The organism is Rickettsia asembonensis, assembly GCF_000828125.2.
In the GTDB taxonomy this organism is placed as follows: Bacteria; Pseudomonadota; Alphaproteobacteria; order Rickettsiales; family Rickettsiaceae; genus Rickettsia; species Rickettsia asembonensis.
This window is the reverse complement of sequence record NZ_JWSW01000001.1, coordinates 13,301-37,197: the sequence shown is the minus strand read 5'-3', so window position 1 is coordinate 37,197 and position 23,897 is coordinate 13,301. Positions and strand designations below refer to the sequence as shown.

The window sequence follows — 23,897 nt, the reverse complement described above, 5'->3', positions numbered from 1 at the left end:
TAAATCTATAATAATTTATGTTTGAGTATTTAATAAAATTTTATCCAAAAATCCTTTTTATTGTAGAGGGGACTTTAGTAACTTTAAAATATAGCGTTATTGCTGTTATATTCGGTTTAGTAATAGGGATGTTGCTCGCTATTTGTAAGGTAAATAAGAATCGTGCTTTAAGGCTTTTTGCAAATTTCTATACTTCTATTTTCAGAGGTACTCCTTTATTAATTCAATTAAGTATTATTTATTTTGCTTCACCTTATATCATAGGCGTTAAATTTAGTGTGTTTATGGCGGGAGCTATTTCTTTTTCCCTTAATTCGGGAGCATATGTTTCCGAAGTAATCAGGGCGGGGATTAATGCAGTTGATAAAGGGCAGTTTGAAGCGGCTGAAGCTCTTGCTATTCCAAAGTTTTTAATAATGAAAGATATAATTCTGCCGCAAGCAGTTAAAAATATTTTTCCGTCATTAGTAAATGAGCTTGTAAATTTGGTTAAAGAATCAGCCATTATTTCTATGCTTGGAGAAATGGATTTAATGCGGAGAGCACAAATTGTATCAATTGAAACATATAATCATTTTTTTCCAATGTTTATTGCTGCGTGCTGTTATTATATTTTAGTGATGTTAATCAGCTTTATAGCAAAAATAATTGAGAAAAAAATGATTGTTAATTAAAACATACTTGCTTTTATGGAAAAAGTAATTATAATTTAAATTTAGTGTAGTTTACAAATTCTTATAATTTGTATTTAGAAATGATTTAAAATAAAGGGTGGAAGTATTTTTTTTCACCCTTTAATTATCGTATATATAAGTTTTTTTTGGAGTATTTTTTTTAATGCCGACATATAATCAATTAGTACGTTTTGGGAGAAAGTCAAAAACTTGTAAGACCAAGTCTCCTGCCTTAGAATCTAATCCTTTTAAAAGTGGTGTTTGCCTAGTTGTAAAAACCGTTACCCCTAAAAAGCCTAACTCTGCACTTCGTAAGATTGCAACGGTGCGTTTAAGTAATAAAAGAACAGTAAATGCATATATTCCCGGTGAAAAGCATAGTGTAAAGGAGCATGATAGGGTATTAGTAAGAGGCGGTCAGGTTCCTGATCTTCCGGGTGTGAAATATCATATCGTACTCGGTGCATATGATATTGCTGGAGTTAAAGGACGTAAGCAAGGTCGTTCACGTTATGGTGCTCCTCGTAAACAAGTTGCAGTTACAAAAAAATAAATTATTAGTTAGAGAGAAAAAATAAAATGTCACGTCGTCACGCCGCCGAAAAGCGAGTAATTTTACCTGATATGAAATATAACAGTATTTTACTGTCAAGATTTATCAATAATATTATGAAAGAAGGGAAGAAAGCCCTTGCAGAGAAAATTGTTTATTCAGCCTTTAATAAAATTGAAAAGAAGCATAGAGTCGATCCGTATCAAACCTTTAATAATGCTATGCATAACGTGAAGCCGTATTTAGAAGTAACTTCAGTTAGGGTTGGAGGAGCTAATTATCAAGTTCCTACGCATGTTGATGAAAGAAGAGGATATGCTCTTGCTAGCCGTTGGATTATTAATGCTGCGTCAAAACGTTCTGAAAAAATGATGATTGATAAACTTGCCGAAGAGCTGTTTGAAGCTTCTAATAATAGAGGCGTCGCGATTAAGAAGAAAGAAGATACTCATAAAATGGCTGAAGCTAATAAAGCTTTCTCTCATTTTAGCCCTAAAAAAATGAAATAAGGTAGGGTATATAATGAGTAAAATAAATAAACTTGAGCATATTCGTAATATAGGGATATGTGCTCACATTGATGCCGGTAAAACCACAACTACCGAACGTATTTTATATTATACCGGTAAATCGCACAAAATAGGTGAAGTTCATGAGGGCGGTGCTACCATGGACTGGATGGAGCAGGAGCAAGAACGCGGTATAACCATTACCTCAGCTGCTACTACTTGTAGATGGCAAGATAAGATAATTAATATTATCGATACTCCTGGACACGTTGATTTTACTATCGAAGTAGAACGTTCACTTCGTGTTCTTGACGGTGCGGTTGCAGTATTTGATGGTGTAGCAGGTGTTGAACCTCAGTCTGAAACGGTTTGGAGGCAAGCAGATAAATATAATGTTCCTAGAATGTGTTTTGTCAATAAAATGGACAGAATGGGAGCAGATTTTTATAGATGCGTTGAAATGATCAAAGATCGTTTAGGAGCAAAACCGCTTGTTATTCAGTTGCCTGTAGGGATTGAAGAAAATTTTAAAGGTATAATTGATCTTGTTAAAATGAAAGCAGTGATTTGGAAAGATGAATCACTTGGTGCTGAGTATTTTGAAGAAGATATACCTGCCGATATGAAAGACAAGGCTGAAGAATATCGTGCTAAATTACTTGATACGGTCGTTGAGTTAGATGATCACATTATGGAAAAATATTTATCAGGTGAAGAAGTAACAGAAGAAGAAATTAAAAGATTAATCAGAAAAGGTACTATTTCAGCAGCATTTTATCAGGTTTTATGTGGTAGTGCTTTTAAAAATAAAGGAGTACAGCCTTTACTTGATGCTGTAGTAGATTTCCTACCTTCGCCTATTGATATAGGTATAGTAAAAGGTATGGAAGTAAGTACCGGTGAAGAAAAAGATTTGCCTATTTCAATAACTGAGCCTTTTTCAGCTTTAGCATTTAAAATTATGAATGACCCGTTTGTCGGCTCATTAACTTTTATTAGAATATATTCAGGGAAAATTACTTCCGGATCAACTGTTATTAATACTGTAAAGAATAAAAGAGAAAAAATCGGCAGAATGCTATTAATGCATGCTAATAATCGTGAAGACGTAAAAGAAGCATCAGCAGGCAATATAGTAGCTTTAGCAGGGCTTAAAGATACTACTACCGGTGATACGTTATCCGATATGGATAAGCAAGTAATCTTAGAAAGAATGGAATTTCCGGAGCCGGTAATTGAGCTTGCGGTAGAACCTAAATCAACAGCCGATCAAGAAAAAATGGGTCTCGCACTTTCTCGTTTAGCAGCTGAAGATCCATCATTTAGAGTTTCAACGGATCATGAAACAGGACAGACAGTGATAAAAGGAATGGGAGAACTCCATTTAGAAATTATCATTGATCGTATGAGAAGAGAGTTTAAGGTTGAAGCAAATATTGGAGCTCCTCAAGTAGCATATCGTGAAACTATAACAAAAGCTTGCGAAATCGATTATACCCATAAGAAACAATCCGGCGGTGCAGGACAATTTGCTCGTGTAAAAATTATTTTTGAGCCTCTAAAAGAGGTAAAAGATCTAAAAGATGAAGATAAAAATAAAACTTTTGTCTTTGAAAGTAAAATCGTCGGTGGTGCCGTGCCTAAAGAATATATACCGGGTGTTGAAAAAGGTTTAAATAATATTAGAGAAACCGGTGTTATTGCCGGTTATCCTATGATTGATTTTAAAGCAACTTTAGTTGACGGTGCGTTTCATGATGTAGATTCTAGTGTACTTGCGTTTGAAATTGCTGCAAAGGCAGCCTTTAGAGAAGGGATGCCGAAAGGTAATCCTAAATTACTTGAGCCTATTATGAAAGTTGAAGTTATCACTCCTGATGAATATATGGGTGATATTATAGGTGATTTAAATAGTCGTAGAGGGCAAATTCAAAGCATGGATCCAAGAGGAAATGCTCAAGTAGTTACTGCGAATGTTCCTTTAGCGGAAATGTTTGGTTATGTTAATACGCTTAGGTCTTTATCTCAAGGTAGAGCTCAGTTTAGTATGACGTTTTCTCATTATGATCAAGTGCCGAGTCAGGTAGCTGATATTATTAAAGCTAAAAAATAATTGATGGATCTAATTAGATATAATTAATGTCATGTTTTGCAAAGATAAATGTTGTTTTACTGTGACAGCTTATAAATTAGAAGTACCGATTATTATAGTAATTTTTTAATAATAACAAATATTTTTAATAAATTTATTGATTTTTTATTAAAAATATGATAGGAGTGTAGCTCAATTGGTAGAGCGCCGGTCTCCAAAACCGGAGGTTGCGGGTTCGATGCCTGTCGCTCCTGCCATTATAGGTTTAGAGCTTTTTTGCTATAAAATATAGAATTTTTACAAAATTTGCTTATAGAGAAAAATTTAAAAGAGATACTTCACCTCGAATCACAACGTACATGCTAGTATGTGAGAATTCCATTGTTGGATCATTGTCTCTAGAAGTAGAATTTTGTAAGAAGTCTAATAAATTACCTAACAAAAATATGTTTAAAGAATATAAAATTTATAAGTTTTTTGAACAAGTTAAACAAGAAACTTATAAGGTAGTTTGGCCAACTAGAAAAGAGCTTGTTGCTTCAACATTAGTAGTGGTAGTAGCAGTTTTTATTTTTAGCCTAATTTGTTTGGTACTTGATTATAGTATACATAACATAATGCAGCTTTTGCTTAATATCGGCAAATAGTATAAGGAATAAATTGTGACAGAACAGAGTATAGATAATATATTGCCTTCTTCTGAAAAAAATGTAAAGCAGTGGTATGTAGTACATACCGCATCAGGAGCAGAGAAACGCATTAAAGAAGATATGCTTAGAAGAATTGCTAAACAGAAAATGACGGATTTTTTTGAAGATATATTAATACCTGTTTTTGGAGTTTCTGAAGTTAAACGCGGTAAAAATGTCAAGGTAGAAAAAAAACTAATGCCGAGTTATATCTTGATAAAGATGAATATGACTGATAAATCTTGGCATTTAGTAAAAAACATACCAGGAGTAACCGGCTTTTTAGGAAGCAAGACCACACCAAAAGCTCTTACGGAAAGCGAAATACAGAATATTTTTAATAATTTGGAAGCAGAAGCTAAAGAAGCAAAGAATTCTAAATTGTATGAAGTTGGTGAAATAGTGACTGTTACAGACGGTCCTTTTGAAACTTTCAGCGGTACGGTAGAAGAAATAGATCAAGAAAAAAATAGGTTAAAAGTTTCAGTATCAATATTTGGTAAAGCAACTCCAATAGAACTAAATTTTAACCAAGTAAAGAAAAACAATTAAAGGTAGTTAGATTTTTATACTAATCAATATATTGTTGCTATTAGCCTAATAAAGATCGCTGATGTCATTCCTGCGAAAGCAGGAATCCAGCACAACTTATAAAACACTTGTTTTTTTAAGATATATTTTATTTTAGATTCCTGCTTTCGCAGGAATGACAAGTTTATACACTATTAATTTAAGAGAAAAATAAGGATATTTATAAATGTCTCAGAAAGCAATAAAAGGTTATATTAACTTGATAATTCTGGCCGGCGGAGCCACTCCTGCTCCTCCTATAGGACCGGCTCTTGGGCAAAGAAAAGTTAATATTAAAACATTTTGTGATGAATTTAATAATAGTACAAAAGATACGGAAAAAGGAGTACCTTTGCCGACTTTAATTACTGTTTATGAAGATAGTAGTTTTTCTTTTAAAATAAAAACTCCTCCTGCCTCTTATTTTTTAAAGAAATATGCTAAAATTACTAAAGGTTCTAGTGCTACTAAGAAAGAAGCCGTAGTAGGTAAAGTTACTATGGATGATTGTCGTGAAATTGCAAAGTTAAAAATGCCTGATTTAAATACAAAAGATATTGAAGCAGCAACAAAAATTATTTGTGGTAGTGCTGCATCTATGGGGCTTGAAGTGGTAGGGAATTAATTATTATGTCAAATAAGAAAGATGTTGCCGTAAAAATTAGCGGCGGTAAAAAAATAAGAGAAGCTAGAGAAAAAGTAAAATCAGATACTTTATATAATTTAACAAATGCAGTTGAACGATTAAAGTCAGTATCATATGTTAAATTTGATCCAACCTTAGAAATAGTTATGAAGCTTGGAATTGATCCTAGGCATTCCGATCAAATGGTACGAGGTGTAGTTAATTTACCTGCCGGTACAGGCAAAACCGTAAGAGTTGCCGTTATTTGTAAAGAAGAAAGAGAAGAAGAAGCTAAAAGTGCCGGGGCAGATTTAGTAAGTTCAACAAATATTATTGATGAAATTAAAGCAGGGAGAATTAATTTCGATGTATGTATAGCTACTCCCGATATGATGGCAGTTATAGGTTCAGTTGCAAGAATTTTAGGGCCAAAAGGTTTAATGCCTAACCCTAAACTTGGTACCGTAACTTTAGATATTAAAAATGCTATTAAAAATGCTAAAAGCGGTCAAGTAGAATATAGAGCAGAGAAAGCAGGTATAATTCATGCAGGGCTTGGAAAATTATCTTTTTCAGACCAAGATTTATTAAAAAATTTAAATGCGTTTATTGAGGCAGTAATTAAAGTGAAACCTGCCGGATTAAAAGGAAGTTATTTAAAAGCAATGTATTTATCTTCTACTATGGGAGCATCGGTACAAATAGATTTAACTAGTATAGCATAATTTTTATAGCCGTTTAACGGTAGCTATTAGTAATAATAAAAAAGCTTTGTTATTTTAAGCATTTGTATCAGTTTAAATATATTAAACTGTGTTATAAAAGGAGAATTAAAAGGTGTTAAGATCAGAAAAACCGGTAGCAGTAGAGGGGATTGTAAATATTTATAAAGAATCGCCCTCCGTAATTATTACTCATTATCATGGGTTAACCGTTAGTCAAGTGAGTTCACTTAGAGAATCACTTAAATCTAAAGAAGCAGGTTTTAAAGTAGTTAAAAATACTTTAGCAAAAATAGCTGCAAATCAAACAGGGCTTGATAGTATTGCTAATTTATTTGCAGGTCCTACTGCTATTGTTTATTCTAAAGAACCGGTTGAGATGGCAAAATTAGTAGTTAATTTTGCTAAGGCTAATGATAATCTTAAGATTATTGGTGGAATAGTCGATAATCACGTATTAGATGAACATTCAATAAAAGAATTTTCTAAGCTACCTTCACTTAATGAGCTTAGAGGTAAAATTGTTGGGTTATTACAAGCACCGGCTACTAAGGTTGTAGGTGTTTTACAAGCCCCGTCTTCGAGTATGGCGAGAGTAATACAAGCACATGCTAGTAAAAATTAATTTAAAGGTTACTGCACTAGAGATTTTAATTGATAATTAAAGAGCTTTTATAGTGAAAATTAATAAGGTTTTTTATAGTAGATTTTCTTATTTTAAAAAAATCTTATAATTTGTAGCAAAAAAGAATTTAATTAACTTTGAAATACCTGATGCAGTAATCTCTCAATATAAAAAAAGTAAAAAGGAAAAAATTATGGCAGATTTAGTTAAAATTGAAGAACAATTATCATCATTAACATTAATGCAAGCAGCTGAGCTTGTGAAAATGCTAGAAGAAAAATGGGGTGTATCTGCAGCAGCACCTGTAGCTGTAGCGGCTGCCGGTGCAGCAGCTCCTGCGGCTGAAGCAGCTGCTGAAAAAACTGAGTTTGAAATAGTTTTAATGGCTGCAGGTGATAAGAAAGTTGAAGTAATTAAAGTTGTAAAAGATATTACGGGTCTTGGTTTAATTGAAGCTAAGAAATTAGTTGATGAAGCTCCAAAGCCTATGAAAAGCAATGTAAAAAAAGCAGAAGCTGAAGAAATCAAAGGTAAGTTAGAAGCTGCTGGAGCAAAAGTTGAATTAAAATAATTATTTCTGCACTAGGTTCTGTAAAGAAAAATTAAATTATTCGTATTTTTAGATATTTTTAAGTAAAAACTAATAAGATTCTTGTTGGAACATTTATCTTTATTCCAAAAAAAATCTTGTGGTTTTCAATCAAAAACAACTAAATATAGATTAATTTTTTACAGGACCTAATATTTTTTGCATTACATGATGAAATATTTTATAGCTTTAGATTAACTTCTTAAAATCTAAAAAGCCTTATTTTAGTAATTAAATTTGAATAAGGCTTTTTTGTTTAAAAATTATTTTAAAGCTAATGTAAGTTATTTTTTTGAAATAGGTTAAAACTATTACATTGAAAATTTTATTGATTAAAATAATTTTGTTAACGTACCATACGTCTAGAAATTTAAATTATTAAAATTTTCTAGGTTCTGTGAACATTTATAATTGATTTTTAATGAAAATTAATAAGATTTTTGAAGGAATAATACCTAATTTTAAAAAAATCTTATAATTTTTTGTAACAAACAAATAACCAAAATCAAATCTTTTTGGAAATGTTCGCAGAGCCTACACAAGATCTAAATAAGAAACTTACTAGGTTTCTTTAATTTAAGTTCTATGTAAAAAAATTTAAAACAGTATATATTTTACTGCAAATTATAAGCATTTTATTGAAATAGGTAGCTATTCCAATAAAAATTTTACTGTTTAAAATATAAATAATTTAAATTTTATATACAGAACCTAGGTTTTGAACACTTTTTATTAATGATTATAATTAGGATATATTTTTAAGCAAAAATTAATAAGATTTTTGAGAGGAGAGTTTATTACTATTTCAAAAAACCTTATGATTTACAGCTAAAAAGAGCCATAATTATGATTATTCTATTAAAAATGTATAGGACCTAATCACTTCAATACGGGCAGTAATTTTATCAGTCAGGAGATTATATGGTTTCATTAAGGGATAATATAGAAGCACAACCCTTGTCACATAATAGAAGAATAAGAAAAAATTTCGGTCACATAAATTTAGTAGCAGATATACCGAATTTAATTGAAATTCAAAAAAATTCATATGAAAAAAACTTTCTACAGTTAAATATTAAAGATTCTGAAAGAAAAAATAAAGGTTTACAATCTATATTAAACTCAATTTTTCCTATTTCAGATTCCTCCAATATTGCTAATTTAGAATTTGTAAAATATGAATTCGATACTCCAAAATATGATGTAGAAGAGTGCAGTCAAAGAAGTTTAAGTTATGCTGCTCCTCTTAAAGTTACTTTAAGATTAAGTATTTGGGATATAGATGAGGATACCGGTACTAGAGAAATTAAAGGGATTAAAGAGCAAGAAGTATATATGGGTGATATCCCATTAATGACTAAAAACGGTACTTTTATCATTAACGGTACAGAAAGAGTAGTTGTATCGCAAATGCATCGCTCACCCGGTGTATTCTTTTATCATGATGAAGGAAAAGTCCACTCTTCCGGCAAGCTTTTATATTCTGCTCGTGTTATTCCATATAGAGGGTCTTGGCTTGATTTAGAATTCGACGCTAAGGATGTTATTTATTTTAGGATTGATAGAAAAAGAAAGCTTTATGCTACTACTTTGCTTAGAGCTATAGGTATGAGTACTGAAGAAATTATAAAATTTTATTATAATTCAGTAACTTATAAGTTTGTTAAAAATAAAGATTGGGCGGTTAAATTTATACCTCAGCATATTACTGCTCATCGTTTAACAAGTGATTTAGTAGATGCAGATACCGGAAATGTTTTACTGAAAGCAGGGCAAAAAATTACTCCACGTTTAGCTAAAAAATATTTTGGGGAAGGGCTTAATAATATTTTAGTAGCTCATGAAACTTTAATCGGCAAATATCTATCCGAAGATTTAAGGGATCCTGTAAGCGATGAAGTATTAGCAAAAATTGGTGAAATGATAACTAGCGATATGCTAAATGTTATTAATGATCTTAAAATTAAAAATGTTAATGTATTAGTAATCAATCCTCAATCCGGTCCATATATAAGAAATACCTTATTTGCTGATAAGAATCAGGACCGTGAGGCAGCATTATGTGACATTTTTAGAGTTTTAAGACCCGGTGAACCTGCTAATATAGAAGCGGCTGAAAACCTGTTTTATAATTTATTCTTTGATGCGGAAAGATATGATCTTTCAGAAGTCGGACGAATAAAAATGAATTCTAGGTTAGAGCTGAATATTTCTGAGGAAGTTACGGTTTTAACAATTGATGATATTAAAAATATCGTAAGAGTTTTAGTAGAGCTTAAAGACGGTAAAGGTATCATAGACGATATTGATCATTTAGGTAATAGAAGGGTTAGATCGGTAGGTGAATTGATAGAAAATCAATTTAGAATAGGTTTAGTCCGAATGGAAAAATCTGTAATTGAAAGGATGTCGGCAGGTGATGTTGATACCGTAATGCCTCATGATTTAGTAAATTCCAAGATTTTAGTTTCAGTCGTAAAAGAATTTTTTAGTACCTCCCAATTATCCCAATTTATGGATCAAACAAATCCATTATCGGAAATAACTCATAAAAGAAGGCTGTCGGCACTCGGTCCCGGAGGTCTTAGTCGAGATCGAGCAGGTTTTGAGGTGCGTGACGTACATCCGACTCATTACGGTCGTATTTGTCCTATTGAAACACCTGAAGGTCAGAATATCGGGTTAATTAACTCTATGGCTACTTATGCTAGGATAAATAAACACGGTTTTATAGAGAGTCCGTATAGAAGAGTTAAAGATGGGCATGTAACTGATGAAGTGGTATATCTTTCTGCTATTGAAGAAGGTAAATACAAAATTGGACAAGCAAATTCTAAAGTTGATAAAGACGGAAAGTTGCAAGGAGAGTTTATTAATTGCCGTGTTGAAGGCGGTAATTTTGTAATGGTAGAACCGCATGAGGTAGATTTTATTGATGTGACTCCTATGCAGGTAGTATCGGTTGCGGCTTCTCTTATACCTTTCTTAGAAAACGATGATGCTAACCGTGCTTTGATGGGTTCAAACATGCAAAGACAAGCCGTTCCTTTAATTAAAACAGATGCACCTTTTGTAGGTACCGGAGTTGAAGGGGTAGTAGCTAAAGATTCCGGAGCATCAGTACTTGCATTACATGACGGTATTGTTGAGCAGGTAGATTCAAATAGAATAGTGATTAGAACTCTAGAACAAAAAATTGACGGTTCTCCTTCTGTTGATATTTATAATTTATTAAAATTCCAAAAATCCAATCATAATACTTGTATAAATCAAAAGCCTTTAGTTAAGGTTGGTCATTACGTTAAGAAAAACGATATTATAGCTGATGGTCCTAGTACTGATAACGGTGAAATTGCTTTAGGTAGAAACGTGCTTGTGGCTTTTATACCTTGGAACGGTTATAATTTTGAAGATTCAATTTTAATATCTGAACGTATAGTAAAAGAGGATGTATTTACATCTATTCATATTGAAGAGTTTGAAGTAATAGCTAGAGATACACGCCTTGGTCCTGAAGAAATTACCCGTGATATACCGAATGTAAGCGAAGAAGCGTTGCGTCATCTTGATGAAGTCGGAATAATTTATGTAGGTGCAGAAGTAAAAGCCGGTGATATTTTAGTCGGAAAAGTAACACCGAAAAGTGAATCGCCTATTACTCCTGAAGAGAAGCTACTACGTGCTATTTTCGGGGAAAAAGCTTTTGACGTAAAAGATTCATCTCTGCATGTACCTTCTGGAGTTAGCGGAACTGTAGTAGAAGTAAGGGTATTTTCTCGTAGGGGTGTAGAAAAAGACCAGCGAGCTATTGCTATTGAAAAACAACAAATTGAAAAATTAGCAAAAGACAGAGACGACGAATTAGAAATTATTGAGCATTTTGTGTTTAGTTGGCTTGAAAAGCTTTTAATAGGGCAGGTGATTGTTAACGGTCCTAAGCAAGTAAAAGCAGGACAAACAATTACTAGTGAAATGCTAAAAGCCTTATCTAAAGAACAATTTTGGCAGCTTACTGTGGAAGATGCAAATGTAATGAATGAAATAGAGCAGATAAAGACTCATTATGATGAGAAAAAAAATGCTCTTGATAAAAGATTTGCTACTAAGGTGGAGAAGCTGCAAAGCGGTGATGATTTACCTCAGGGAGCTTTAAAAGTAGTAAAAGTGTTTATTGCAACTAAGCATAAATTACAACCCGGTGATAAGATGGCAGGAAGACACGGTAATAAAGGTGTTATTTCACGTATTGTACCTGAAGAGGATATGCCGTTTTTAGAAAATGGAAGAGTAGTGGATATTGTTCTTAATCCGCTTGGTCTTCCGTCTCGTATGAATATAGGGCAGATTTTAGAGACGCATCTTGGGTGGGCATCAATAAATTTAGCACAAAAAATATCTGAATTAGTCAAGGAATATCAAAATAAACAGATCGGTATTGAGCAGATTAAGAAATTCTTAATTGAGTTGTACGGAGAAGATATTAATTCTATACTTGAAAGATCGGAAGAAGAGATTATCTCTTTCTGTAATAAAGCAAGTAAAGGAGTACATTTTGCAACTCCTGTATTTGACGGAGCAAAAGTTCAGGACGTTAAAGATATGTTAAAACTTGCCGGTCAAGATCCTTCAGGACAAGTAAAATTAATTGACGGTAGAACTGGTGAATATTTTGACCGTCTAGTGACCGTTGGACAGAAATATTTGCTGAAGCTGCATCACTTAGTCGATAATAAAATTCACTCTCGTTCTATAGGACCTTATAGCTTAGTAACTCAGCAACCGCTTGGAGGTAAGTCTCATTTCGGTGGACAGCGTTTCGGAGAAATGGAATGCTGGGCATTACAAGCTTACGGTGCGGCTTATACGTTACAGGAAATGTTAACGGTTAAGTCGGATGACGTAAACGGTAGGATCAAAACTTATGATTCTATAGTACGTGGTGAAAATAATTTTGAATCAGGCATTCCTGAATCATTTAATGTTATGATAAAAGAATTTAGATCTTTATGTCTTAACGTAAAGCTTGAAGTAACTTCGAGTTAGTTATTCTGTGATTTATGGATACTAAAGCGTCATGAGCTAAGCGACTAAAAGGAGCATGGCAATCTCAGGGTTTTGGTATAAGATTGCGGGCATACAATTGCTCTGCAATTTCCTCGCAATGACGAAAACCATACAATGAGAACTTTAAATAAAGAAGTATATGAGTAATTTTTAAGGAAAAGTATTTATGAGCGTAGTAAATTTTTACGGACAATTAAGTAATACTCAACAATTTGATCAAATAAGGATTAATATAGCAAGTCCTGATCAAGTACGTTCGTGGTCTTTCGGTGAAGTAACAAAACCTGAAACAATTAACTATCGAACCTTTAAACCTGAGAAAGATGGTTTATTTTGTGCAAGAATTTTTGGTCCGGTAAAAGATTATGAATGTCTCTGCGGTAAATATAAGCGGATGAAAAATCGTGGTATTACATGTGAGAAATGCGGCGTTGAAGTTACGGTTTCTAGAGTAAGACGTGAAAGAATGGGGCATATTGAACTTGCTGCTCCCGTTGCTCATATTTGGTTTTTAAAGTCACTACCTTCAAGAATTAGTACGCTTCTTGATATGACAATGCGAGATGTAGAAAAGATTCTTTATTTTGAAAATTATGTAGTAGTTGACCCAGGGTTATCGATTTTACAAAAAGGCGAACTCTTAACAGAGGAAGAATTACAGAAAGCAAAAGATAAGTACGGTGAAGATGCATTTACTGCCTCTATAGGTGCAGAAGTAATACAACAAATGCTTAAAGAGCTTGATTTTTTAAAGTTAAAGCAAGAATTATACGAGGAATTACAAACCACTTCCTCAGAAGTCAAAAAGAAAAAATTAGTAAAGCGTTTAAAATTAGTAGAGGATTTTTTAGAGTCGGAAAATAAGCCGGAATGGATGATTATGGATGTTTTGCCGGTTATTCCTCCTGAAATTAGACCGCTTGTTATGCTTGACGGCGGAAGATTTGCTACTTCGGACTTAAATGAACTTTATAGAAGAGTAATTAATAGAAATAATCGTTTAGAGAAACTAATAGAGTCAAAAGCTCCTGATATAATAGTCAGGAACGAAAAAAGAATGTTACAAGAAGCAGTGGATGCGTTATTTGATAACGGTCGTCGAGGTAGAGCAGCGAAAAATGCTAATAAGCGTCCATTTAAGTCATTAAGTGATATGCTTAAAGGTAAGCAGGGTCGTTTCCGTCAGAACCTACTTGGTAAAAGGGTTGACTATTCAGGACGTTCGGTTATCGTGGTTGGACCTGAGCTTAAGCTTCATCAGTGCGGTTTACCTAAAAAAATGGCATTGGAGCTATTTAAGCCGTTTATTTATTCTAAGCTTGAGTTGTACGGTATTGCTACGACTATTAAAGCCGCAAAAAGAATGGTGGAAGCTGAAAAGCCTGAAGTTTGGGATGTGCTTGAAGAAGTCATAAGAGAGCATCCGGTTTTACTTAATAGAGCTCCGACATTGCATAGATTAGGTATTCAAGCATTTGAACCGCTATTAATCGAAGGTAAAGCGATTCAGCTTCATCCGCTTGTTTGTGCTGCGTTTAATGCAGACTTTGACGGTGATCAGATGGCGGTACATATTCCGTTATCGATTGAAGCACAGCTTGAAGCTAGGGTATTTATGATGTCTACAAATAATATCTTAAGCCCTGCAAACGGACGTCCTATTATTGTACCGGATAAAGATATAGTACTTGGTTTATATTATCTAACCATTGCATTTGATAATGAAGTAGGCGAAGGGATGATGTTCTCAGATTTAGCTGAGATGGAGCATGCTTTATATAATAAATTTATAACTATTCATACAAAGATAAAATATCGTAGAAATCAGCTAAATGCCGAAGGTAAAATGGTCCCTGTTATCATTGATACTACTTACGGTAGGTTAATGGTCGGTGAATTATTGCCTTCTAACCCTAATATAGAATTCAAGTTTATTAATAAACAACTAACTAAAAAAGACATATCATTAGTTATAGATTTAGTTTATCGTCACTGCGGTCAAAAAGCTACAGTAATTTTTGCCGATCAGCTAATGAAACTAGGTTTTAAATATGCTTGTTCTTCAGGTATTTCTTTTGGAATGGACGATATGGTAGTACCGGAATCTAAGAGTACTCATATCAATGAAACTCAGCTTGAAATAAAAGAATTTGAACAACAATATTCAAACGGTTTAATTACTTATGGAGAGAAATACAATAAAGTAGTTGATGCTTGGTCAAGATGTACCGATAGAGTAGCAAACGACATGATGAAAGAGATTGCTACGCCGCCGGTTAGTGATGATCCGAATCATCAAAAAATAAATGCTATATATATGATGGCTATCTCCGGAGCAAGAGGTTCTTTCCAGCAAATTAAGCAGTTAGGCGGTATGCGAGGTTTAATGACTAAATCAAACGGTCAAATTATACAAACTCCTATTATCTCTAACTTTAAGGAAGGATTAACTGAATTTGAGTGTTTTAATTCTGCTAACGGAATGCGTAAAGGGCAAATAGATACAGCTTTAAAAACAGCAAGCTCAGGTTACTTAACAAGAAAATTAGTAGACGTTGCACAAGATTGTATTATTACCGAAAAAGATTGTGGAACTGATAAAGGGATTGAAGTTAAGAGTGTTATTGAAGGGGGAGAAGTTATAGTACCTTTAGCTGAAAAGATTTTAGGTCGTACTGCTGCTATCGATATATTTCATCCTGTAACTAATGATCTAATTCTCAATAAAGGCGAGCTTATTAATGAAGCAAAGTTAGAGCAGATTGAGTCGGCTGGACTCGACAGAATTATGATAAAATCCGTATTAACCTGTGAAAGTACTACCGGTATATGTAGCATATGTTATGGTAGGGATCTTGCTACCGGTACGTTGGTATCGGAGGGTGAGGCAATCGGGGTTATTGCTGCTCAATCTATCGGTGAACCGGGTACGCAGCTTACAATGAGAACTTTCCATATCGGAGGAGCGGCAACAAAAGGTGCTGAAGTTTCTTCCGTAGAAGCTTCCTATGACGCAGAAGTGAAAATTGTAAGTCGTAACGTTGTTATTAATTCCGAAGAACGTAAAATTGTTATGAGCCGAAATTGTGAATTATTATTACTTGATAATAACGGTAATGAAAAGGCTCGTCATAAAATTCCATACGGTGCTAGATTACTTGTTGATGACGGTGATATGGTTATTAAAACTCAAAAACTAGCGGAGTGGGATCCTTATACTATACCGATTATCACGGAGAAATCAGGTAAAGTTTTATTCAAAGATATGGTTGAGGGTATTTCTATTCGTGACGTAACTGACGAAGCTACTGGAATACCGAGTAAAGTTATTATTGAATCAAAGCAATATTCACGCGGTGCAGAATTACGTCCGCGTATACAGCTTTTAGATGCTAAAGGTGAAGTTATAACCTTATCAAACGGTTTAGAAGCTAGATATTACTTGCCGGTTGGAGCAGTTTTAAGCGTAGAAGACGGAGTACAAATATCTGTAGGTGATATTATTGCACGTATACCGAAAGAATCGACCACTACTAAAGATATTACCGGTGGTTTACCGAGAGTTGCCGAGCTTGTAGAAGCAAGACGTCCTAAAGATCATGCAGTTATTGCTGAGGTTGACGGTAGAGTAGAATTCGGTAAAGACTATAAATCTAAGAGACGTATTATTATACATCCAATTGATGAAACAATGTCTATTGAGTATATGGTACCAAAAGGCAAGCATGTTGTAGTTAACGAAGGTGACTTTGTTAAAAAAGGCGATTTATTGATTGACGGTAATCCAGTACTTCAAGATATTTTAAAAGTAATGGGTGTAGAGGTTCTTGCAAATTATATTGTTAAAGAGGTTCAAGCCGTTTATCGTCTACAAGGTGTAAAGATTGATGATAAGCACATAGAAGTTATTATTCGTCAGATGTCACAAAAAGTAGAAATCACGGATTCAGGTGGAACTACCTTATTAGCAGGTGAAAAAATAGATAGACATGAATTCGAGGAGATAAATGAAAAAGCTATTAAAAACGGTTTAAAACCTGCTGAAGCACAATTAATATTACAAGGTATTACTAAAGCTTCTCTGCAAACTAGATCGTTTATCTCTGCGGCATCATTCCAAGAGACTACTAGAGTTTTAACAGAAGCAGCTATTGCCGGTAAAATAGATAAGCTACGAGGGCTAAAAGAAAACGTGATAGTTGGACGATTAGTACCCGCTGGAACCGGTTACTTTATGGATAAAATGCGTAAAGCAGCCGTAAAGCTTGATGAAGAAAATGTATAAATATACTTGATTATTGTAAGGCGTTATTGCGTGGATACTGAAAGTCATCATTGCGAACGATCTAAGCGTTGTTGCATGGCTCGATTTCACCACTGTCATCCCGTGGCTTGACCTATAGTACCGGACATTTTTCGTTCCATGTCGTTTCCCGCGTAGGCGTGAATCCAGTAAAGTAAAGCTTTTTTTAAAAGCTTTACTTTAAAAAAACTATGTAATAAAAAATCTTTAATTTTAAAGATTTTTTAATATGGATTCCCGCTTTCGCGGGGATGACATCGAGATTTTTTAAAAAAATGTCCGGTACTATAGGTCAAGCCACAGTATGACACCGAACGGATTTTCCGATCCACGCAACAAGACCTCCTCGCAATGACGACCTTTAGCATCCACGCGGGAATGACATAAAGAGCATTTATTAGTCCACGCAACAATGCTTTCCTAGCTAGAAGTGGGAATCCAGCAAAATAACCTTTTCTTATTTTGTAGGAATGATTCTTTAATAACAAGAATCGGTGCTGTTAAATATGCTCGTAGGTTTGACCTAAATAAGATACTGGTTGTTCAAAGATATACGTATTATTGTTATCATAATTATAATTACCGTATAATTGTAATCTTGCTAAAGAATCTTCATATCGGAAGTTTTCAAGTATTTCTTGATTTTTAGATATCTGAATTTCTGCTAAACAATGTTCAACATAAGTTTTCAGTACCTCTTGACAAATTCCATCATCTAAAGCTTTTAACATGAGTAAGTTTACTAATGGGTTAATACCATTATTTGCATTAGTAGTAATCGTAGCTTCCTCGTGTTTTTGATCAATAGACATCTTTCCAAACTTCGTTTCTAGAGGTAATTTAGGCGTGGAGCCTAGACTTGCATCCTCACATATGTCTATATACGCTGCGGTGCTGCATTTCGTATCTCCTTTAAATTCCTCTCTATAAACTGGTTTAGAAAGATGTCTAACAGGTAATTCAGAAATTAAAGGCTCTTCATTGATTACTTCTACTTTCTCTATTTCAAGATTTTCTGATTCAGCATTGATTTTTTCTTTAAAGTTTATCTCTGGGAAAAGTGCTTTCACATCCGTTATTTCAAGCTTTTCTCCTTTTTTACCTACTTCATAAGCTTTAGAAACAATTTGTTTATAAATAACGTCAATTAATTCTCGTTTTGTTTGCATTTCATCAGAATAATTAACTCCTCCTTCATTCCAAAACTTTACTATTTTAGAAAAAGCAGGAATATATTTACCGGTCTTTGCTAAAAATTTTTGTATAAATGTAGGTTCAACAAGAGGTGCTAATGTAGGGTTTCCTTCATATTTTTTAAATACATACTCAACAATTTTAGGTATATTTTGATCTGTTTCTATTTCGTCAGGTAAGCCGTGTAATATTTTTTTGGCTATTGCTTGATCCATCTTCTTATACAAAATATTAATCCCTATCCATGTCCATACAGGATTAGCCGTAAAACAAAGCTTTGTTACATAAAATGCTAGCGATATAGGTAGAGATAATAACTTTAAATAGTTAAGGCAAGTATATCGTATTGGATGAGGCGTGAGGCTATAAATCTTATCCATATCTTGGTTTAGCTCACATGATGTTTTAATCATTGTATACTTCTGTTTAATTATATGAGAAGTGATGTCATATACTGGCATATTATTACTTAAATTTAACTAATTCGTCAGCAGAAAATATAAAAAACATTAACATTTGTCAAATGCTATTTAATGAGATTTTGTTTTAAATCAATTATAATACTTGCAAAGTTTTATCAAGATAAATAGAATTATCTAAAGTCAAAAGTAATATAAGGAATGATTATGCTTAACATAAATTTTGTGAATGAAGAATCATCTACTAATCAGGGTCTAGTAGTTTTTATTGATGAACAGTTAAAGCTTGATAGTAATTTAATAGGACTTGATCAACAACATCACGGATTAATTTCTAAAACTATTCAGAATAAACTGCAGTTTACCGGTAAATATGGACAGATTAAAGTTATTCCGTCTGTCATTAAATCAGGCGAGGTTAGATATTTGATAATAGCAGGTCTTGGGAATGAAGAAAAATTAACTGAAGCAAAAATTGAAGAGTTAGGTGGTAAAATCTTACAAAATGCAATTTGTGCTAAAATTTCTACTATCGGCTTAAAACTTACAAATAGAATTAGCAAGTTTACATCTCAAACATTTGCATCTTTAGTTGCTAGTGGTGCGTTTCTTGCTTCTTACAGATTTAATAAATATAGAACTACCTTAAAAGAAGCAGAGAAGTTTGCAGTAGAGTCAATTGAGATTTTTACCGATAATAGTACTGAAGCAGCAAAATTATTTGAAGTCAAAAAATTAATTGCTGAGGCAGTATTTTTTACACGAGATATATGTAATGAACCGTCAAATATTAAAACTCCGCAAGTTTATGCTGAAAGAATAGTTGATATACTTGAACCGTTAGGAGTGGATGTTGACGTTATCGGTGAACGTGAGATGAAAAATCTTGGTATGGGTGCATTACTTGGAGTCGGTCAAGGTTCACAAAACGAGTCAAAGTTAGTAGTAATGGAATATAAAGGCGGCAGTAAAGATGTTCCGACTATTGCTTTGGTTGGTAAAGGAGTGATTTTTGATACAGGCGGTATTTCCTTAAAGCCGTCAAGTAATATGCATTTAATGAGATACGATATGGGAGGTTCTGCAGCAGTCGTGGGTGCTATGATTGCGGTTGCCGGTCAAAAATTACCTGTAAATATAGTCGGTGTTGTAGGGCTTGTTGAAAATATGCCGTCCGGTAATGCTCAGCGTCCAGGGGATGTGGTAACTACTATGTCAGGGCAAACTGCCGAAGTTTTAAATACCGATGCAGAAGGGCGTTTAGTACTTGCCGATGCCGTTTGGTATGCACAAGAAAAATTTAAGCCTAAATGCGTGATTGACGTTGCAACTCTAACAGGAGCGATAACCGTAGCACTCGGTAGTACATATGCCGGTTGTTTTTCCAATAATGATGAGTTAGCTAATAAGTTAATAAAAGTAGGGGAAGAAGTTAATGAAAAACTTTGGAGAATGCCGCTTCATGATGAGTATGATGCAATGATCAATTCCGACATAGCCGATATGGCAAATATCGGTAACGTACTGGGAGCTGCCGGAAGCAGCACGGCTGCACATTTTATCAAACGCTTCATTAAAGACGGGGTAGATTGGGCTCATTTAGATATAGCAGGCGTTGCAAATAGTAATAAAGCTTCAGCACTCGGTCCTAAGGGAGCAGTTGGATATGGTGTTAGATTACTTGAAAAATTTATCAAAGGATATACTTGATGCCATTTTTGTGTGGCATTGCTTGCGTGGATACAGAGTCGTCATTGCGAGGAGCGAAGAGCGTTGTGGCATGGATCGTTTTATGTCATTCCCGCGAAAGCGGGAATCTAGTAAAACCTATAAAAAACTTATTTTTTTAGGTTTATTTTTTAAATAAATAACTTTTTTATCTATATTTCAAAGTTATTTTTCTGGATTCCCGCCTACGCGGGAATGACATCGGGTTCATCTGACAATGCTTAGCTAAAAATGACATTAAACTTCATCTATTTGCTATTTGTTTATTCTGAATATAATTATGAACACAATAAATAAACCTTATATATTTGTTATAGGTAATGAAAAAGGCGGGGCAGGTAAAACTACCTGCTGCATGCATCTAATAATAGCTTTGCTTTATCAAAATTGCTTGGTAGTAAGTATTGATACCGATTCAAGGCAAGGTTCTTTAACAAGCTATTTAAAAAATCGAGATTTATATAATAAACAAAATCCTGATAAACCTGTATTAGTACCAAAACATTTTCATATATCTGAAGGAGAGATAGAAGAGCAAGTCAAGAGTTTTGAGGAAGTACTAGAAAATAATCAAGATGCCGATTATATAGTGATTGATACCCCAGGCAGTCATACTCCTTTATCAAGAGTTGCTCATTCTTACGCCGATACAATTATTACACCGATTAATGACAGTTTTCTAGATTTAGACGTAATAGCAAAAATCGATAGCAAGGATGAAATTATTAGCCCATCAATATATAGTCAAATGATTTGGGAGCAGAAAATGGAGCGTGCTAGTCGTGATAGAATTAGTATAGATTGGGTAATACTTCGTAATCGTTTAAGTAATCTTGATGCATTAAATAAAAGACGCGTAGGGAATGTATTAGCTAAACTTGCTAAAAGAATTAACTTTAAATTCGCAGAAGGATTTAGTGAACGTGTAATATATAGGGAGTTATTTTTACAAGGTCTAACATTATTTGATCTAAAAACTGCAAAATATGATAGAGCATTTAATAGCTCACACGTGCTTGCACGTCAAGAATTACGAAATTTTTTAGACTTTTTAGGTATTAAGGCTGCGTTCAAAGGTTAATTTCTATTAAAGTTTTTCTTGTATAAAGTTAAAAAATATATATAATACGCAAAATTAATATGTTTTAACTTTATAAGAGAAACAAATGCCAAATATTGCTGAAAATATTTCAAAAATACCGGAAGAGCAAGAAAAAGTTAATAAGCTTGTTGATCAATACAAAAATTTAACTCCGGAAGAACAAAAAATTGTTGATAGAAAACTTAAGTCACATTTTACAAAAGAAGAGCTAGAACAAGATGAGCTTAAATCAAGAATGAATAACATACGTAGTAATTTGTCCAATAAAGACCAAGAAAAACTACAAGCAGGTAATAATTCTATAGGTGAAATAGCAAAAGATGTATTATCGTTAGTTAAATGAATAATAAATCTAGTAGAAAATGTTGCAGAGATAATTAAAAACCCTAAGAAAGCAATATATGAATGGATTAAAGGTGAATTAAATCAAGTAAAACCGGAGCAACAAAATTATCAGCAACTCCCATCAAAGCCAAAAGCTGCTGCAATATCAAGATAAAACTTTAGTTTTTATTTGCGAAATTTACGATTTTATGTATATATATACGTAAAGAAATCGTATATATACGTAAAAAATGCATAAATATAGAACTCATAATTGTAATGAATTACAAATATCCGATGTCGGAATAGAAGTTAAACTATCCGGCTGGGTACATAGAAGAAGAGATCACGGCAATCTAGTTTTTATAGATTTACGTGATCATTACGGCATAACTCAAATCGTTTTTACCGATCAAAACCCTCAGCTTATGGAAGACGCAAGCCGTTTGCGTTATGAATCGGTAATTACGGTCAAAGGCACGGTAGTAGCAAGGTCAGAGGACACGATTAATAATACGCTTCCGACAGGTCATATTGAGGTCTTAGCAGGTGAATTTATTGTTGAATCGGCTGCAGATACTCTACCTTTTGTTATTAATACCGAAAAAGATGCTCCGGAAGATTCAAGGCTTAAGCATCGTTTTTTAGATCTTAGACGTGAGAAATTGCATAATAATATAATACTCCGCTCACAAATTATTTCTCATATTCGTCATTTGATGACGGGAAGAGGTTTTACTGAATTTCAAACACCGATTTTAACGGCAAGTTCACCTGAAGGTGCTAGAGATTTCTTAGTACCGAGTAGAATGCATCCGGGTAAGTTTTACGCATTACCCCAAGCACCTCAGCAATTCAAACAGTTATTGATGGTATCAGGCTTTGATCGTTATTTCCAAATTGCTCCTTGTTTTCGAGATGAAGATGCAAGAGCCGATAGATCACCAGGCGAGTTTTATCAGCTAGATATAGAAATGTCGTTTGTTACACAGGAAGACGTATTTAGTACTATTGAGCCTGTGATGTATGATTTATTCACTAAATTCACGGATAAAAAAGTATCAGAGACTCCTTTTGTTCGTATTCCGTATAATGAATCTATGCTAAAATACGGCTCTGATAAGCCTGATTTACGAAATCCTATTATAATTGCTGATGTAACTGAGATATTTAGAGATTCCGATTTTACGATTTTCAGAGAGAATATCAAAAAAGGTAGTATTGTTCGTGCAATTCCTGCCTCTAAGGCAGCTGCACTGCCTCGTAGTTTCTTCGATAAAATGATAGAGTTTGCGATATCGGAAGGAGCAGGTGGACTTGGCTATATTCAGTTTAGTGAAACCGGTGAAGCAAAAGGACCGGTAGCAAAATTCTTAAGCTCGCAGCAATTAGAGAGTCTAAAAGCTACAGCTAGTATTAGTAACGGTGATGCCGTATTTTTTGCTAGCGATAAAAAAGATAAAGCTGCTAAACTTGCGGGTAAGGTTAGAATAAGACTTGGTGAAGAGCTTGATTTACTTGAAAAAGATTGCTTTAAATTCTGTTGGATTACTGATTTTCCATTTTATGAATTAAATGAAGAAACAGGAAAAATCGATTTTAGCCATAATCCGTTTTCTATGCCGCAGGGTGGAATAGATGCTTTAGAGCAAGCTAAAACTACTGAAGAGTTATTAGAAATTAACGCCTATCAATATGATATTGTTTGTAACGGTATAGAGCTTTCTAGCGGTGCTATTAGAAACCATAAGCCTGAGATTATGTATAAAGCATTTTCCATAGCAGGCTATAGTGAGGAGGAAGTTGATAAGAGATTTGGCGGTATGATTAGAGCGTTTAAGTTTGGTGCTCCACCACATGGCGGAATAGCTCCCGGTATTGACAGAATCATTATGCTACTCGCAGAAGCTACTAATATAAGAGAAATAATTGCATTTCCTTTAAATCAGCAAGCTGAAGATTTACTAATGAACGCTCCAAGCTATGTAGAAGATAAAGTTCTAAAAGAGCTAAGCATTATGCTATCACCGTCAGCTAGAAAAAATGTAGAGAAAGAATAAGAATTTATAGTTGCTGTTAAGCTACCCCTAAATCGTCATTGTGAGGAGCGTAGGG

General features: G+C 33.8%; 18 protein-coding genes, 1 tRNA gene and 2 pseudogenes. 18 read left to right on the top strand and 3 right to left on the bottom strand.

The window, feature by feature from the left end:
- The first annotated feature begins 17 nt into the window (after positions 1–17).
- The 7 genes from SB78_RS00275 to nusG all read left to right on the top strand — a co-directional run bounded on the left by SB78_RS00275 (position 18) and on the right by nusG (position 5,069).
- Positions 18–674 (top strand): amino acid ABC transporter permease, encoded by a 657-nt coding sequence (locus SB78_RS00275; protein ID WP_041077524.1) that lies wholly within the window; start codon positions 18–20, stop codon positions 672–674.
- Positions 675–837: 163 nt separating this feature from the next.
- A complete protein-coding gene (gene rpsL, locus SB78_RS00270) occupies positions 838–1,227 on the top strand; it encodes a 30S ribosomal protein S12 (protein WP_041077521.1) in 390 nt (129 codons plus the stop codon).
- Positions 1,228–1,253: 26 nt separating this feature from the next.
- Positions 1,254–1,736, top strand: coding sequence for a 30S ribosomal protein S7 (gene rpsG / locus SB78_RS00265; RefSeq protein ID WP_041077519.1), 483 nt, complete (start codon positions 1,254–1,256; stop codon positions 1,734–1,736).
- A 13-nt stretch (positions 1,737–1,749) separates the two neighbouring features.
- Positions 1,750–3,849, top strand: coding sequence for an elongation factor G (gene fusA, locus SB78_RS00260; protein WP_041077517.1), 2,100 nt, complete (start codon positions 1,750–1,752; stop codon positions 3,847–3,849).
- A 160-nt stretch (positions 3,850–4,009) separates the two neighbouring features.
- Positions 4,010–4,085, top strand: a tRNA-Trp gene (locus tag SB78_RS00255).
- A gap of 189 nt (positions 4,086–4,274) precedes the next feature.
- Positions 4,275–4,475 (top strand): preprotein translocase subunit SecE, encoded by a 201-nt coding sequence (gene secE / locus SB78_RS09835; protein WP_004996644.1) that lies wholly within the window; start codon positions 4,275–4,277, stop codon positions 4,473–4,475.
- 15 nt (positions 4,476–4,490) lie between these two features.
- A complete protein-coding gene (gene nusG, locus SB78_RS00245; protein ID WP_041077515.1) occupies positions 4,491–5,069 on the top strand; it encodes a transcription termination/antitermination protein NusG in 579 nt (192 codons plus the stop codon).
- Between the two features lie 23 nt (positions 5,070–5,092).
- On the opposite strand, the gene SB78_RS09830 is transcribed toward nusG, so the two are convergent.
- The gene (locus SB78_RS09830) at positions 5,093–5,230 is read right to left on the bottom strand and encodes a hypothetical protein (RefSeq protein ID WP_199402665.1); all 138 of its coding nucleotides are present in this window, start codon (positions 5,228–5,230) and stop codon (positions 5,093–5,095) included.
- Between the two features lie 44 nt (positions 5,231–5,274).
- Between SB78_RS09830 and rplK the strand changes: the two genes are divergently transcribed.
- The 6 genes from rplK to rpoC all read left to right on the top strand — a co-directional run bounded on the left by rplK (position 5,275) and on the right by rpoC (position 16,997).
- The gene (gene rplK / locus SB78_RS00240; RefSeq protein WP_041077512.1) at positions 5,275–5,712 is read left to right on the top strand and encodes a 50S ribosomal protein L11; all 438 of its coding nucleotides are present in this window, start codon (positions 5,275–5,277) and stop codon (positions 5,710–5,712) included.
- A 5-nt stretch (positions 5,713–5,717) separates the two neighbouring features.
- On the top strand, positions 5,718–6,437 hold the full coding sequence (rplA, locus tag SB78_RS00235; RefSeq protein WP_041077510.1) for a 50S ribosomal protein L1: 720 nt from the start codon (positions 5,718–5,720) through the stop codon (positions 6,435–6,437).
- Between the two features lie 112 nt (positions 6,438–6,549).
- Complete coding sequence (rplJ, locus tag SB78_RS00230) at positions 6,550–7,059, top strand: 50S ribosomal protein L10 (RefSeq protein ID WP_041077508.1); 510 nt, start codon at positions 6,550–6,552, stop codon at positions 7,057–7,059.
- Positions 7,060–7,252: 193 nt separating this feature from the next.
- Positions 7,253–7,630, top strand: coding sequence for a 50S ribosomal protein L7/L12 (gene rplL / locus SB78_RS00225; RefSeq protein ID WP_041077506.1), 378 nt, complete (start codon positions 7,253–7,255; stop codon positions 7,628–7,630).
- A gap of 939 nt (positions 7,631–8,569) precedes the next feature.
- The gene (gene rpoB / locus SB78_RS00220) at positions 8,570–12,691 is read left to right on the top strand and encodes a DNA-directed RNA polymerase subunit beta (protein WP_041077504.1); all 4,122 of its coding nucleotides are present in this window, start codon (positions 8,570–8,572) and stop codon (positions 12,689–12,691) included.
- A gap of 187 nt (positions 12,692–12,878) precedes the next feature.
- On the top strand, positions 12,879–16,997 hold the full coding sequence (gene rpoC, locus SB78_RS00215; protein WP_041077502.1) for a DNA-directed RNA polymerase subunit beta': 4,119 nt from the start codon (positions 12,879–12,881) through the stop codon (positions 16,995–16,997).
- 242 nt (positions 16,998–17,239) lie between these two features.
- On the opposite strand, the gene SB78_RS08960 is transcribed toward rpoC, so the two are convergent.
- Both SB78_RS08960 and SB78_RS00210 read right to left on the bottom strand, forming a co-directional pair.
- Positions 17,240–17,425 (bottom strand): hypothetical protein, encoded by a 186-nt coding sequence (locus SB78_RS08960; RefSeq protein WP_146624979.1) that lies wholly within the window; start codon positions 17,423–17,425, stop codon positions 17,240–17,242.
- Positions 17,426–17,495: 70 nt separating this feature from the next.
- Positions 17,496–18,670, bottom strand: a pseudogene (locus SB78_RS00210) (palindromic element RPE1 domain-containing protein); the annotation flags it as partial.
- Between the two features lie 165 nt (positions 18,671–18,835).
- Between SB78_RS00210 and SB78_RS00205 the strand changes: the two are divergent.
- The 5 genes and pseudogenes from SB78_RS00205 to aspS all read left to right on the top strand — a co-directional run bounded on the left by SB78_RS00205 (position 18,836) and on the right by aspS (position 23,842).
- Positions 18,836–20,338 carry a leucyl aminopeptidase gene (locus tag SB78_RS00205; RefSeq protein WP_041077500.1) on the top strand — a complete coding sequence of 501 codons (1,503 nt, stop codon included), beginning with the start codon at positions 18,836–18,838 and terminating at the stop codon, positions 20,336–20,338.
- Positions 20,339–20,360: 22 nt separating this feature from the next.
- Positions 20,361–20,495 carry a hypothetical protein gene (locus tag SB78_RS11375; protein WP_277813921.1) on the top strand — a complete coding sequence of 45 codons (135 nt, stop codon included), beginning with the start codon at positions 20,361–20,363 and terminating at the stop codon, positions 20,493–20,495.
- Between the two features lie 141 nt (positions 20,496–20,636).
- Positions 20,637–21,437 carry a division plane positioning ATPase MipZ gene (locus tag SB78_RS00200; RefSeq protein WP_041077498.1) on the top strand — a complete coding sequence of 267 codons (801 nt, stop codon included), beginning with the start codon at positions 20,637–20,639 and terminating at the stop codon, positions 21,435–21,437.
- A gap of 85 nt (positions 21,438–21,522) precedes the next feature.
- Positions 21,523–21,957: pseudogene (locus SB78_RS00195) on the top strand (DUF3106 domain-containing protein).
- Between the two features lie 76 nt (positions 21,958–22,033).
- Entirely contained in the window at positions 22,034–23,842 is a 1,809-nt protein-coding gene (aspS, locus tag SB78_RS00190; RefSeq protein ID WP_041077496.1) for an aspartate--tRNA ligase, read from the top strand.
- Positions 23,843–23,897 lie beyond the last annotated feature (55 nt).